Source organism: Kribbella sp. DT2 (assembly GCF_049844575.1).
GTDB lineage: Bacteria > Actinomycetota > Actinomycetes > Propionibacteriales > Kribbellaceae > Kribbella.
Genome location: NZ_JBNCLH010000022.1, coordinates 1 through 13,324 on the forward strand (window position 1 = coordinate 1; position 13,324 = coordinate 13,324).

Annotated in this window: 12 protein-coding genes; 6 read left to right on the forward strand and 6 right to left on the reverse strand. The window is 69.9% G+C overall.

Annotated features, from left to right (window positions below; genetic code table 11):
• Window positions 1–241: 241 nt before the first annotated feature.
• Window positions 242–610 (reverse strand): MerR family transcriptional regulator, encoded by a 369-nt coding sequence (locus tag ACLQ2O_RS41815; RefSeq protein WP_184803961.1) that lies wholly within the window; start codon window positions 608–610, stop codon window positions 242–244.
• Window positions 611–730: 120 nt separating this feature from the next.
• Between ACLQ2O_RS41815 and ahcY the strand changes: the two genes are divergently transcribed.
• On the forward strand, window positions 731–2,167 hold the full coding sequence (gene ahcY / locus ACLQ2O_RS41820; RefSeq protein WP_425843446.1) for an adenosylhomocysteinase: 1,437 nt from the start codon (window positions 731–733) through the stop codon (window positions 2,165–2,167).
• Between the two features lie 98 nt (window positions 2,168–2,265).
• A complete protein-coding gene (locus ACLQ2O_RS41825; RefSeq protein WP_425843448.1) occupies window positions 2,266–3,981 on the forward strand; it encodes a protein kinase domain-containing protein in 1,716 nt (571 codons plus the stop codon).
• Here ACLQ2O_RS41825 and ACLQ2O_RS41830 read toward each other — a convergent pair.
• Window positions 3,971–5,962 carry a vWA domain-containing protein gene (locus tag ACLQ2O_RS41830; RefSeq protein ID WP_425843450.1) on the reverse strand — a complete coding sequence of 664 codons (1,992 nt, stop codon included), beginning with the start codon at window positions 5,960–5,962 and terminating at the stop codon, window positions 3,971–3,973. The two genes, ACLQ2O_RS41825 and ACLQ2O_RS41830, sit on opposite strands and share 11 nt — an antisense overlap.
• Window positions 5,963–6,046: 84 nt before the next feature.
• Here ACLQ2O_RS41830 and ACLQ2O_RS41835 point away from each other — a divergent pair, with 84 nt between their 5' ends.
• Window positions 6,047–6,577 (forward strand): helix-turn-helix domain-containing protein, encoded by a 531-nt coding sequence (locus ACLQ2O_RS41835; protein ID WP_425843452.1) that lies wholly within the window; start codon window positions 6,047–6,049, stop codon window positions 6,575–6,577.
• 4 nt (window positions 6,578–6,581) lie between these two features.
• On the opposite strand, the gene ACLQ2O_RS41840 is transcribed toward ACLQ2O_RS41835, so the two are convergent.
• Genes ACLQ2O_RS41840 through ACLQ2O_RS41850 form a run of 3 tightly spaced genes read right to left on the reverse strand, consistent with a single transcriptional unit; the run spans window position 6,582 to window position 8,747 of the window.
• Window positions 6,582–7,052 carry a hypothetical protein gene (locus ACLQ2O_RS41840; RefSeq protein WP_425843454.1) on the reverse strand — a complete coding sequence of 157 codons (471 nt, stop codon included), beginning with the start codon at window positions 7,050–7,052 and terminating at the stop codon, window positions 6,582–6,584.
• Window positions 7,049–7,807 carry a class I SAM-dependent methyltransferase gene (locus ACLQ2O_RS41845; protein ID WP_425843456.1) on the reverse strand — a complete coding sequence of 253 codons (759 nt, stop codon included), beginning with the start codon at window positions 7,805–7,807 and terminating at the stop codon, window positions 7,049–7,051. The genes ACLQ2O_RS41840 and ACLQ2O_RS41845 overlap by 4 nt, the downstream gene beginning before the upstream one ends.
• Before the next feature lie 10 nt (window positions 7,808–7,817).
• On the reverse strand, window positions 7,818–8,747 hold the full coding sequence (locus ACLQ2O_RS41850) for an RDD family protein (RefSeq protein ID WP_425843458.1): 930 nt from the start codon (window positions 8,745–8,747) through the stop codon (window positions 7,818–7,820).
• Between the two features lie 107 nt (window positions 8,748–8,854).
• Between ACLQ2O_RS41850 and ACLQ2O_RS41855 the strand changes: the two genes are divergently transcribed.
• Window positions 8,855–9,853, forward strand: a complete 999-nt coding sequence (locus tag ACLQ2O_RS41855; protein ID WP_425843460.1) for a stage II sporulation protein M — start codon at window positions 8,855–8,857, stop codon at window positions 9,851–9,853.
• Between the two features lie 63 nt (window positions 9,854–9,916).
• Window positions 9,917–10,684 (forward strand): DUF1206 domain-containing protein, encoded by a 768-nt coding sequence (locus ACLQ2O_RS41860; protein ID WP_425843462.1) that lies wholly within the window; start codon window positions 9,917–9,919, stop codon window positions 10,682–10,684.
• Window positions 10,685–10,691: 7 nt separating this feature from the next.
• On the opposite strand, the gene ACLQ2O_RS41865 is transcribed toward ACLQ2O_RS41860, so the two are convergent.
• On the reverse strand, window positions 10,692–11,270 hold the full coding sequence (locus ACLQ2O_RS41865; protein ID WP_425843464.1) for a dihydrofolate reductase family protein: 579 nt from the start codon (window positions 11,268–11,270) through the stop codon (window positions 10,692–10,694).
• A gap of 184 nt (window positions 11,271–11,454) precedes the next feature.
• Between ACLQ2O_RS41865 and ACLQ2O_RS41870 the strand changes: the two genes are divergently transcribed.
• Window positions 11,455–13,245: an ABC transporter substrate-binding protein gene (locus ACLQ2O_RS41870; protein ID WP_425843466.1), complete on the forward strand. Its 1,791-nt coding sequence runs from the start codon at window positions 11,455–11,457 to the stop codon at window positions 13,243–13,245.
• The last annotated feature ends 79 nt before the right edge of the window (window positions 13,246–13,324 follow it).

Consider the following 13,324-nt stretch of genomic DNA (forward strand, 5'->3'; position numbering starts at 1 on the left):
CGGAGGGGCCGGGTGCCGCGCTGTGGTGAAAGCGGAGGGGCCGGGTGCCGCGCTGTGGTGAAGGCGGAGGGGCCGGGTGCCGCGCTGTGGTGAAGGCGGAGGGGCCGGGTGCCGCGCTGTGGTGAAGGCGGAGGGGCCGGGGGCCGGGTGCCGCGCTGCGGTGGTGAGCGGGGAGCGGACGCCGGCGGAGCCTGGCGCTCGGGGCGCGCCGCTCCCTTCCCCTTCCCCCTCCTTTCCTCCGTCAGCGAGGGCGGTGGGCTGGGGGTGGCAGTACTCCGGAGCGGCCCAGCCAGCGCAAGGCCCGCTCGCGGTCGATTTCGGCAGGGCTTGGGGGTGTCGTCAGCCGGCCGGTGCGGTAGCCGAGGTTTCTGAGGTCGGCGGCTACTGATGGTTCGGCCAGGGCTTTCAGGGCGAAGGCGAGGGCGGCCGGCGTGACGTCGTACCGGTGCTCCAGCTCCAGGGCGAGCTTGACGGCGGCCAGGTCGCGGTCGTCGTACTGGCGCTGGGCCGTACGGCTGGTTCGGGTTCTGGGGAGCAGGCCGAGGGTCTCGCGGTAGCGCAGCATCCGCGCGGTGGTGCCCAGCAGTTTGGCGGCCTCGGTGATGCGCATGCCGATATCTTGACATTTAGCTGTCAGGAACGGCGACCCGGTACCTCACCCAGGGTGTCGGAGCCGCTAGATTCAGCCGCGAAGACTTCACCAACCGACACCCTCAGGGAGCGGCACCGTATGACGTTCGACTACAAGGTGGCAGACCTCGGACTGGCCGAGTTCGGTCGCAAGGAGATCCGCCTCGCCGAGCACGAGATGCCGGGTCTGATGGCGATGCGCGCCCAGTACGGCGAGAGCAAGCCGCTGGCCGGCGCGAAGATCATGGGCTCGCTGCACATGACCATCCAGACCGCCGTGCTGATCGAGACGCTGACGGCGCTCGGCGCCGAGGTGCGCTGGGTCTCCTGCAACATCTTCTCCACCCAGGACCACGCGGCCGCCGCGGTCGTCGTCGGTACCGACGGTACGGCCGACGCCCCCGCCGGTGTCCCGGTCTTCGCCTGGAAGGGCGAGACGCTGGAGGAGTACTGGTGGTGCACCGAGCAGGCGCTGAAGTGGCCGGGCGGTGAGGGTCCGAACATGATCCTCGACGACGGTGGCGACGCGACCATGCTGGTCCACAAGGGCACCGAGTTCGAGAAGGCCGGCGCCGTACCGGACCCGTCGACGGCGGAGTCCGAGGAGTACGCCGTCGTCCTGTCCGTGCTGACCCGCACGCTGACCGAGGACCCGCAGCTGTGGACCACCATCGGTCAGGGCATCAAGGGTGTCACCGAGGAGACCACCACCGGCGTGCACCGGCTGTACGAGATGCACAAGGCCGGTTCGCTGCTGTTCCCGGCGATCAACGTCAACGACTCGGTCACCAAGTCGAAGTTCGACAACAAGTACGGCTGCCGCCACTCGCTGATCGACGGCATCAACCGCGCCACCGACGTCCTGATCGGCGGCAAGGTCGCGGTCGTGGCCGGCTACGGTGACGTCGGCAAGGGCTGTGCGGAGTCGCTGCGTGGCCAGGGCGCTCGGGTCATCGTGACCGAGATCGACCCGATCTGCGCGCTGCAGGCCGCGATGGACGGCTACCAGGTCACCACGCTCGAGGACGTCGTCGGGATCGCCGACATCTTCGTCACCACGACCGGTAACAAGGACGTCATCACCGCCGACCACATGGCGCAGATGAAGCACCAGGCCATCGTCGGCAACATCGGCCACTTCGACAACGAGATCGACATGGCCGGTCTGTACAAGACCGCCGGCGTCGAGCGGGTCACCATCAAGCCGCAGGTCGACGAGTTCCGCTTCGCCGACGGTCACACCGTGATCATCCTGTCCGAGGGTCGCCTGCTGAACCTCGGCAACGCGACCGGGCACCCGTCGTTCGTGATGTCGAACTCCTTCACCAACCAGGTGCTGGCGCAGATCGAGCTGTACGTGAAGACCACCGAGTACCCGACCGACGTCTACGTGCTGCCCAAGCACCTCGACGAGATGGTCGCCCGCCTGCACCTCGGCGCGCTCGGCGTGAAGCTCACCGAGCTCTCCAAGGAGCAGGCCGAGTACCTGGGCCTCCCGGTCGAGGGCCCGTACAAGTCGGACCACTACCGCTACTGAGTTCCCGGTTCGGTACGCCGTACAGGTAGCTCGCGTCGGCGCCTCACCCATTAGGGTGGGGCGCCTTCGCGCTGTTCGGGGTGAGAGGAGGACCGCTGGTGGCCGACGTGTTCGCCGGACGGTTCGAACTGATCGACCCGATCGGCTCGGGCGGCACCGGAACGGTGTGGCGCGCGTGGGACCGCCGCCTAGAACGCTTCTGCGCGGCCAAGGTCTTGCGCCAGCGGCATGCCGGCGCGCTGCTGCGCTTCGTCCGCGAGCAGGGGTTGCGGCTCGATCACCCCAACATCCTGAGCCCGTACAGCTGGGCCGCTGACGACGACCAGGCATTGCTCGCGATGGATCTGGTCGGCGGCGGCGCCGTCAGCAACCTGCTCGCCGACTTCGGCGGGCTCCCGGACCGGTACGCCGCCGAGTTGCTCGCGCAACTGCTCGGTGCTCTGGTCCAGGTGCACGCCGCCGGGCTGGTCCACCGCGACATCAAGCCCGCCAACCTCCTGCTGGAAGCCACCGGCACCCAGCCCCCGGTCCTCCGCCTGAGCGACTTCGGCATCGCGTTGTCCCTCGGCGAGCCCCGCCTCACCCACCAAGGCGCACTGATCGGTACCCCCGGCTACCTCGCACCGGAAACGCTCGCCGGTGAGCCACCCGCTGTTGCTCAGGACCTGTACGCCGCAGGAGTCACCGCGTGGCAACTCCTCACCGGCCAGGAGCCACCCACCACGCATCCGTTGCCCGCGCCTACTGTTCCCACCCCGCTCTGGCAGGTGATCAAGCCCCTCCTGGCAGCCGACCCCGCTGACCGCCCGTCCGCCGAGTCGGCCCTGGCAGCCCTCGCGCCCGTGCTGTCCCAGCCCCTCGAAACTCCAGCCCGAACGCCGGACGAGGAACCGATCGAGGTCTTCGACCAGCTCCCACCCATCCCCGCCGGGTATCAGCAACTCACAGCTCCCACACCCGCAGAAGCAGACGCGGAGCCACGCCCGGAGACTCCCACGGGTACGGACGCCCACCGGGGAGCGGGTGCACTGGGTGCGGACGTCCACCGGGGAGCGGGCGCGCTGGGTGCGGACGTCCACCGGCTAGCAGGTGCGCCGGGTGCTGATGCCGGCCCGAGAGCGGGTGTGCTGGGTGTGGACGCCCACCCGGGAGGAGGTGGGCCGAGTGCGAGCGCTCGCCCGTCAGCGGGTGCGCTGGGTGTGGACGCCCACCCGGGAGGAGGTGGGCCGGGTCCGAGCGCTCACCCGTCAGCAGGTGCGCCGGGTGCTGATGCCGACCCGGCAGCAGGTGCGCCGCGTGGGGACGCCCAGCCTGGTACGTCGTACGAGTCGGTGGCTGGGTCGCCTGAGGGCACGGCGGCTGGAACAGGTGTGGGGTCGGATGCGGGCGACCACCCTGGGTCAGGTGCGCGGCGGGCGGAGGCTGGGCGGGTGGTTGCTGCCGGGGTAGGGGCGCGCGGGGCTGCGCGGGGTGGGGCTGCTTCGTCGTGGGGGAGGCGGCGGGTGCTGGTTGGGGTGGTGGGGGCGTTGGTGGTGGCGGGTGTGGGAGCCGGGTTGTTGCTGGAGGGGCGGCCTGACCGGGGGACGCCTTCGTCGGGGGAGTCTTCGGCTGGTCCGTCACCGACGCCGAGCCGGACTGCGTCGGAGACGCCGCCGGTGGTGCCGACCGGGCCGGTGACTCGGGTGCCCAATGCGGCGGTGACCTTGGGTGGGGCGTGTGGGTGGCAGGAAGCGGGGAGTCAGGAGACGACTGCTGACGGCACTCGGGTGGAGTGCCGTCAGCAGGGAAGTGCTTACCGGTGGATCAGGGCCTAGGGCCGTACGGCGGCTGCCCGCCGGGGTTGTTGGGGCCGGCCGGGGGCCGAGGGTGCCCAGGGTTCTGCGGGTAGCCGGGGTTCTGCGGGTACGCCGGCGGGGCGACCGGCTTGCGGCGGCGGAGGAGCAGGGCGGTGAGCAGGGTCGCCAGGGCGACGAGGATCGCCGCGCCGGTGATGATCCAGGGGAGGTTGGACGAGGAGTTGTCGGTGGGCGGGGTCGGCGGGGTGGCCTCCGTGGTGGTGCCGGAGGTCGGAGTCGACTCCGTGGTGGGGGTCGCCGACGGGGACTCGGTCGGCGTCTCGCCGGCGGTGGCGCCGTACTCGGGCCCGGCGACCTTCTCACCCGCGACGGCGACGTCGATCGTGAGCGGGACACCACCGGCGGGAGCGTCGCCGGAGGGTACGCCGAGGCTGGCGACGATGTAGTACCAGCCGTCGACGCTGGACTTGCGGAGGTCGGAGTTGTTCGCGTTCCGGTTCAGGTAGACCACGCGCGGGGTCGCCATCGGCTTGCCGTTGCTCGGCAGGACATCCGTGGTTCCTGTGTACGCCGTGCTGTCGAACCTGATCTCGGCCCGCACCGGGCTGAACAGACTGGTCCGGATGTTCGTGGTCGCGCCGTCCGGCCGCCCGGCGAACGTGACCCGGTACGCCAGGCCCTGACCCCAATCGAGCTTGACCCGGTAGAACAGCTGCTCGCCGTAGTAGATCGTCTCGCCGTACCGGCCACCGCCGCCGAGCGTCGTCGCCTCGTTGAACGAGCCGCCACCGCGGACCGCCTGGACCCCACCGGCCGGCTGCTGGGCGAAGTCGACCAGGCTGGTCTGCGCCTGCTCACCCCGGTCGCCGGTGACGGGCGGCTCGATCCGCAGTTGCAGCTCGACCGGCACCCGGTCGGTGCCGCCGCCGCGGGCGTCGCGGGTCACGCGGAACACGTACTTGCCCGGCACGCTGCAGCCCTTCGGCTTGGACGATCCCGCGACCGTGCCGTTCCAGCTCAGCACCGTGGTGAGCGATCCGCCGTCCCGGGCCCGGGTGTCCAGCTCGCGCTGCGACTGGTAGCAGTCGGCGCCGTTCGGGCCGGTGATCTCGATGTCGACGACCTCGATGTCCCGCGGGTTGCCGCGCGGAAAGACCGTGGTCGCCGCGAAGTACGCCGTGTCGCCGGCCTTCAGGTCGGCGGCGTAGAAGCGTTCCTCGACCGGGTCGATGGTGTCCAGGTACTGCCCCGGGGCGACCGTGGGCGCCGTGAACGGGTCGCCGGTCCCGGTGACCGGCTTCCCGGTCGGCTCGTAGTGCCGCAGGGCGCGCTCGGTCACCCGGCCCAGGACGCCGAGCAGTGAGTCGGCGTCGGCGGCGTCGTGGTACGTGCCGCCGGTGTTCTGCGCGATGCAGGCCAGCTGGGCGCGGGCCTTCGCGTCGACCCGGAAGCCGATCGTGTGCACGTGCAGGTCGACGCCTTGCTGGTGCAGCTCCTTCGCGACCTCGCAGGGCTGCGGCGGCGCGCAGGTGTCCTCACCGTCGGAGACGAGCACGACCGAGCGCTGGCCTTCCTTCGGCAGCTGGGCGGCCGCCGTACGGAGGGCTTGGCCGATCGGCGTGTAGCCGCTGGCCTTGGTCGCGGCGACGGCGCTCTTCAGAGCCGGCTTGTTCACCGCGCCGACCGGCTGGACGACGCGGACGTCCTTGCAGCCGGCCGCCTTCTCGCTGCCGCTCGATCCGGTGCCGGCGCCGTAGATCGCGAGGCCGACCTGGGCCTCGGCGGGCAGCCCGTCGACCATCGAGCCGACGGCGCGCTTGGCGGCGTCCATCCGCGTCCCGCTGCCGCCGGCGTCCCGGGCGGTCATCGAGCCGGATGAGTCGAGCACCACCATCACCGGTGACAGCTCGCCCTCCGCGGCCGCCGGGACGGCGTTCACGAACGTTAACGCGGCGGTCAGGGCCGTCAGGGCCGCGAGGGCCGAGGTCCGTCGTATCATGAGGTTCTCCAGGGGATGCGGGCGGTGACAAGGAGGAACGTACCGTTTGCATTCGCAATTTGCAAACAGTAATCCGGAGGTGTGGTGAGCGACGCGCACGAGCGCAACCTCGAGCTCCAGCAGCAGTGGTACGGCGAACCGCTGGGTGCCCGCTTCCGGCGGTTGCTCGACCGGCTCGCACTGTCGCAGGCACAGCTCGCCGGCGTGCTCGGCCTGTCCGCGCCGATGCTGTCACAGCTGATGTCCGGACAGCGCGCCAAGATCAGCAACCCGGCCGTGCTGTCGCGGGTGCTGCAGCTGGAGGCGATGGTCGGGGAGCCGGGGTGGGACGCGACTCCGGCGGCCGAGCGGGAACGCCGGCTCGACGAGGTGCGTGCGGCGAAGCAGACGACGCTGACGCTCGATCCTGGTCGGGAAGGCCCGCAGGAGGCGACCGATCCGGTCGCGATCGTCCAGTCGCTGCTGCGTGATCTGGCGTCGGCGTCGGAGCTGGAGGGTGCGGCGCAACTGCTGGACAAGGCGTACCCCGAGCTGGCCGAGGCGCTCCGTGTCCTGGGCGCCGGCCGCACGCAGGAGGCTCGCGCCTACTACGCGAGGCTCACCGGCCGAAGGTAGTTGCTCAGGGCCACAGTTTTCCGTTCACGGCGACCTCGGGGAGATCCGGTACGGCGGCCGTCGCCTCGGTGAGCGTGAAGCGGTCGTCGTCCTCGTCGAGGGCGGCGACCAGGCGCGTGCCGTCGGCCAGGACCACCGTCCACAGGTCGAGTGGTTCGGTGGTGCCGTACAGGACCATTGCCTGGAAGTGGGCGGCGAAGCTCGTGGCGAAGGTCGCGTGGTCGATGTGCCGGGCCCGGTCGGAGTCGATGCCGACCGTGAGGGTGGTGGCGAAGTGGCCCCGCACGGGTTCGAAGGTGCAGAAGGTGGCGAACACGATGTCCTGCGGCACGTGCTGCAGCTCGGCCTCGACGCGATCGGCGGAGGCGACGAAGAGGTCTGCCTCGGCGACCGCGAAGGTGTCGCGCAGGAAGGCGCGCAACTCCAACGTCTCGACGGCGCGCGAGCACAACAGGTCGTAGCCGTGGCCGCTCATCGGATCGCGGCGAAGAGGTGCTTGTCGGCGACCTGGCCGAGCACGGCGACCTCCGCGAAACCGGCCGCGCGGAAGGCGTCGACGGTGTCGGTGAGCGTGATGTCCCGACCCTTGTGGCGGTCCTCGAAGCGTTGCTCGCGCCGGGCGAGCAGGTCGGTGAAGGCGGGCTCGGCGTCGGCGGCCTTCCACCAGGTCTCCCAGTCCTCGACGCCGTTCGCGTGCGAGGTCGACCAGATCTTGTCGCGCAGCTCGACGGCGAGGGCGTCCAGGCGGGGGACCTCGGTCGGGCCGAGGCGCATCGTGTCGGCGTTGAGGAAGACGCCGCCGGGGCGGATCCGCTCGGCCAGGGTCTTGGCGAGCGTGGTGAGTTCGGCGGGGTCGAGCCAGTGCAGAGCGGTCGCTGAGCAGATGGCGTCGACGGGCTGATCACCCAGTACGGCGTCCCAGCCGGGCGCGCGCAGGTCGGCCTCGGCGAAGCGGACCCGGTTGGAGGCGACGGCGTGCCGGGCGATCTCGAGCAGGAACGGGTCGAGGTCGACGCCGGTGATCGCGGCGTCCGGGAACCGGGCGGTCGCGCGGGCGGAGATCGAGCCGGGGCCGCAGGCGAGGTCGACGAAGCGTTCCGGCGTACCGGCGAGGCGCTCGACGATCTCGAGCATCACCGCGAACTGGTCCTCGCGGTCGGGAAGGTAGCCGGCCTGCTGGTCGTCCCACCGCTGAAGCCAACCGGTCCAGTCAATTCCGAGCTGCGACATGGTCGCAAGACTAGAACCACTGGCCGGACTCGCCACTCCCAGGGGCGTGCCAGCCGTGAGGGTTCACCTGCTCGCCGCGAGGTTGAACTGGCGGAGGTACGACGGCTGCTGGTGGGCCGCTGTACGCCGGTGGATGCTGTGTATAAGGACTGGGCGGGGCAAAGGGTCCGGTGTGCGCCAGCGGGCGATGGGCTGCCAACCGGTCCAGCTCACGGCGACGGCGTTCCGCCAGTACGGCGGACAGAAAGGCCGGCGAGCTGATGGGTACTGGCGGCGCGGGGGCCGTGAGACCGCCGACCTTGAAGGCGAGGGCGTCGCCCAGGGCGATCTGGGCGGCGGGCTCGAACTCCCTGTAGCGGGCCAGGTACTCGCGGGAGGTGTTGGCGAGGTCGTCGGAGAGGCGGGAGAGCTCCAGCGACTGGGCCCACTGGACGAGGTGCCCGGGGACGAACAGCGGCGGTGACGCCATCGGCTGGTGGCGTTCGCGGATGACGACCGTACCGGCGACCATGTCGCCGATGCGCTTGCCCTGCTTGTTCATCAGGCTCGCGACGATGCCCGGCCCGGCGGCGAACCACGGGGCGAAGTCGACGAAGATCCACAGCAGCGACCGCACCAGCGCGTGCCGGAAGCGAATCGACGACCCGTCGTCGCGGACCACGCGCAGACCCAGCAGCATCTTGCCGATCGTCCTGCCGCGGGTCAGCGTCTCCATCACGACCCGGTAGCCGACCAGCACCAGCAGCAGTACGACGAACACCAGCGCGACGCCGAGCGCCTCGCTCGCCCCGCCGAGCAGGAACCCGAACAGCGTCAGGAACAGCACGATCAGCACGATCACCTGCAGCGTGAAGTCGATCGCGCACGCCAGCGCCCGGGTCGGCATCCGGGCGATCCGCACCTGGAGGACCACCGCTTCCCCCGTGACCAGCTGAGTCACCCTCGCCGCCTCCCACAACTCGCAGGCCACTAGTGTCGCCCATCGCAGGTCATCCGACCCCGGAATGCGGGACACTCGGGCAGAGCAGTCGACCGAAAGGCGGGGGGATGGACGTCGAGGCGTACGTGTCGGTCCACCAGCCGCAGTGGGACCGCCTGGCCGTGCTCACCCGCCGTCAGCGCCGGCTGACCGGTGCGGAGGCCGAGGAGCTGGTGCAGCTCTACCAGCGCGTCGGCACGCACATGGCCGCGCTGCGCGCCGCCGGTGCCGATCCTGTCACCGTCGGTCGCCTCTCCGGCCTGATCGCCGACGCCCGCGGCGCGGTCACCGGTGCGCAGGCCCCGGTCTGGCGTGACATCTCCCGGTACTTCCTGGTCAGCTTCCCCGCCGCGCTCTACGTGTCGCGGCGCTGGTGGCTCACGATCGGCCTGCTGTTCTACCTGGTCGCCGCCTGGGTCGCCTGGCGGATCCTCGCCCAGCCGGACGTCCTCGGCTCGGTCGCGCCGCCGGCGGCGATCCAGCAGCTGGTCGACAAGGACTTCGCGTCGTACTACTCCGAGAACCCGGCGCAGGACTTCGCGCTGCGGGTCTGGATCAACAACGCGACCATCTGCGCCGCCGTGCTGGCGATCGGCGTGCTGATCGTGCCGGTCGCCTTCGTGCTGTGGAGCAACGCGACCAACCTCGGCGTCAGCGCCGGCGTGATGATCGGCCACGACAAGGGCGACGTCTTCTTCGGCCTGATCACGCCGCACGGCCTGCTCGAGCTCACCGCCGTCTTCGTCGCGTCGGCTGCCGGGCTTCGCCTCGGCTGGTCCTGGATCGCACCCGGGCCACGGACCCGCATGCAGGCACTGGCCCAGACCGGTCGCGCGACCGTCGGGATGGCGATCGGCCTGGCGGTGATCCTGCTGATCACCGGCATGATCGAAGCGTTCGTCACCCCGTCGCCGCTGCCGACCGCCGTACGGGTCGGTATCGGCATCGTGGTCGAGGTCGCGTTCTTCGTGTACGTGTGGACGCTCGGGCGTCGCGCCGTACGGGCTGGTGAGTACGGCGACGTCGAGGAAGCCGACCGCGAGGCGAGCGCGCCGGTCTCGGCCTGATCGTTTGCGACTGGGTACGGGATCCGAAGGACGGGGACCGCCAGCCACGTCGTGAGGAGCAGGATGAGAACCGCCAGTCAGGCCCAGAACAGCCGGGTGTACGGCCACGCGATCACTGTGGGGTTGATCGCGTACGGCGTCGTGTACCTGCTGGTCGCGTGGATCGCGCTCCAGCTCGCCTGGGGCAAGTCGTCGGAGGAAGCGTCCCAGTCGGGCGCGCTGCAGGAGCTCGCCGACAAGCCGCTCGGCACCGTGTTGCTGTGGATCGTGGCGCTGGGCCTGTTCGCGCTGGTGATCTGGAAGGCGCTCGAGCTCGCGTACGGGCACCTGGACACCGAGAAGAAGGTGTCCTCGGCCGGCCGGCTCGGCATGTACCTGGTGCTTGGGATCAGCGCCATCAGGGTGGCCGTCGGGTCGGGCGCCGGCAGCAGCGGCGGCCAGCAGTCGATGACCGCCAAGCTGATGGAGAACGGTGCCGGCCGCGTGCTCGTCGTCCTGGTCGGACTGGTGATCATCGGGGTCGGCGTTCGCCAGCTGTACAAGGCGTACACGAAGAAGTTCACCGAGGACCTGACCGGTGGGGTCTCCAGCACCACGATCAAGCTCGGCCGCGTCGGTTACGCGGCGAAGGGCGTCGCGTTCTTCATCGTCGGCGCGCTGTTCGCCTGGGCCGCGATCGACTACGACCCGTCGAAGGCCGGCGGTCTGGACACCGCGATGCGCACGATCAAGGACCAGCCCTTCGGCGCCGTCCTGCTGACGATCATGGCCGTCGGGCTGGCCTGCTTCGGCGTCTACTGCTTCAGCTGGTCACGCAACGCCAAGCGGTAGAGGCTCACTACCGTACGACGCGGTAGCGCAGGTGGGTCGCTTCGTGGCCCTGGACGACCTCGGCCGGGGTGAGTTCGACGTGCTCGGGGCCGAGGTCGTCGAAGAGGCGGCGGCCCTGGCCGAGCAGGACGGGGACGAGGTGGATCTGGAGCTCGTCGAGCAGGCCGGCGGCGAGCAGGCGCTGGGTCAGGCCGGCGCCGTGGACCATCACGTTCTTGTCGCCGGCGGCCTTCTTCGCCTCGGTGACGGCGTGCTCGAGGTCGTCGACGTAGTGGACGTTCGGCCAGTGGGCGAACTCGGCGGGCGCCGCGTGCCGGCTGAGGATGAAGATCTGTACGCCGTCGTGGTGGTCGCCGCCCCAGCCGTCGGCCGGCTCGAAGGTGCCGCGGCCGGCCAGGACCGCGCCGGTGGTCATGAAGTCGTCGATCACCGCCCGATCGCCCGCGTGCTGCCGGTCGCGGGGTTCGAGCGCGCCCCAGGCGTGCAGGCGGTCGCCGCCGTCGCCGAGACCGTTCGCGCGGGTCTCGTTCGGCCCGGCGACGAAACCGTCGAGGGACATGGACATGTAGAGCACGGTCGCTGACATCCGGGCCTTCTCTCGTTCGGTGGTAGCAGCAGTATCGGCATCCGTGCCGGCAGAACGCTGTCACGGCTTCCATGACGGATCACCGAAACTCTTCGGGAACGAAATCCGTAAATCGTTGACATGAACCTGCGAACTGGTGTGGTTTTCTCTCTAAACGGCGCTCGGGTGAGAGGTGCGTGGCTTGATGAGGAAATGGTTCGCGGGGTTGGCAGCAGTGGCGCTGCTGGCAGTGGGGACGGCGCCGGCGCAGGCGGCGGAACCGGACAAGCCCAGGGTCGTGCGGGTCGGCGCGACGCAGTCGATGGACTCGATGAACCCGTTCCTCGCGGTGCGGCTGGTGTCCACGTCGATCCACCGCTGGATGTACGGGTACCTCACCGTGCCGGACGCCAAGACGCTGCAGCCGAGCCCGGACCTGGCCGAGTCCTGGACCACCTCGCCGGACGGGCTGACCTGGACGTTCAAGATCCGGGCGGGCAAGTGGTCCGACGGGCAGCCGATCACCGCCGAGGACGCGGCCTGGACGTTCAACAAGATGATGACCGACGACGGCGCGAAGACCGCGAACGGGCCGGCGGTGGAGAACTTCGCCAGCGTCACGGCGTCCGGCCAGGACCTGACGATCAAGCTCAAGACGCCGCAGGCCTCGATGCTGGAGAACCCGTCGCCGATCATGCCCAAGCACGTTTGGGAGAAGGTCGGCGACATTTCCAAGTACGACGCCGAGACGTACCCCGCGGTGACGAGTGGCCCGTACGTCGCGGTCGAGCACAAGAAGGACCAGTACGTGAAGCTGAAGGCCAACCCCGAGTACTGGCGGGGTGCGCCGAAGATCGACGAGCTGCAGGTGATCTTCTACGACAACCCGGCGGCCGCGGTGGTCGGGCTGAAGAAGGGTGACATCGACCTGCTCGGCCGGCTCGCGCCGCCGGACTTCGAGGCGATCAAGGGCGACGAGAACATCGTCCAGTGGAACAACGAGGGCCGGCGGTCGTCGTACCTGCAGATCAACCACGGCGCGACCACGAGCGACGACAAGCCGATCGGTGACGGGCACCCGGCGCTGAAGGACCCGAAGGTCCGGCAGGCGCTGCACTACGCGATCGACAAGCAGAAGCTGGTCGACGAGGTGCAGAACGGGCTGGCCAAGCCGGCCGACGGGTCGATCGTGCCGCCGATGTACAAGGACTTCTTCTGGCAGGCCGAGGGGGCCCAGAAGATCTCGTTCGACCTGACCAAGGCCAACCAGATTCTCGATGCCGCAGGCTACAAGAAGGGTGCCGATGGCATCCGGACGATGCCGGACGGGTCCCGCAAGCTGCAGTTCCGGTTCAGCATCCACACCGACACCCCGATCGAGGACAAGCTCGCCGAGTACCTGACCGGCTGGTTCAAGGAGCTCGGCATCACGCTGACCACCAAGCGGCTGGACTCCAGCAAGTTCACCGAGGAGACCGGTACGACGGCGCTGTTCGACATCGCGGTCAGCGGCTGGTCGGTCAACCCGGACCCCGAAGAGGTGCTCGCGACGCACCTGTGCAGCCGGCGCCCGACCGCGTCCGGCGAGGGCGGCGGGACCGAGTCGTTCTACTGCGACCCGCAGTTCGAGCAGCTCTACCAGCAGCAACTGAAGGAGCTCGACCGGCCGAAGCGGGCCGCGCTCATCAAGCAGATGGAGGAGCGGCTCTACACCGACGCCCCGGTGATCGCGCTCTACTACCCGAACGACCTCGAGGGCTACCGCAAGGACCGGATCGCCAAGATCACGTCGATCCCCGAGGAGAACGGCATCCTGTACGGCGGCTCGGGCTACTGGCCGTTCTACACGGTCGAGGCAGTCGTTGCCGACAGCACCGAAGAGGGCGGCTCGAACACCGGCTTGATCGTCGGCGCGGGTGTCGGAGTGGTCGTGCTGGCAGGGCTCGTCCTGCTCTTCCTGCGCCGCAACGGCAAAGCCGCGGACGAGCGCGAATGACAGTGCTTTTGGCGTCGACTTCGTCGCCGCGGGTTTTGGGGCTTTTTCGCCCGTTCTTCCCTCGTCGGTCGGTCGCTGC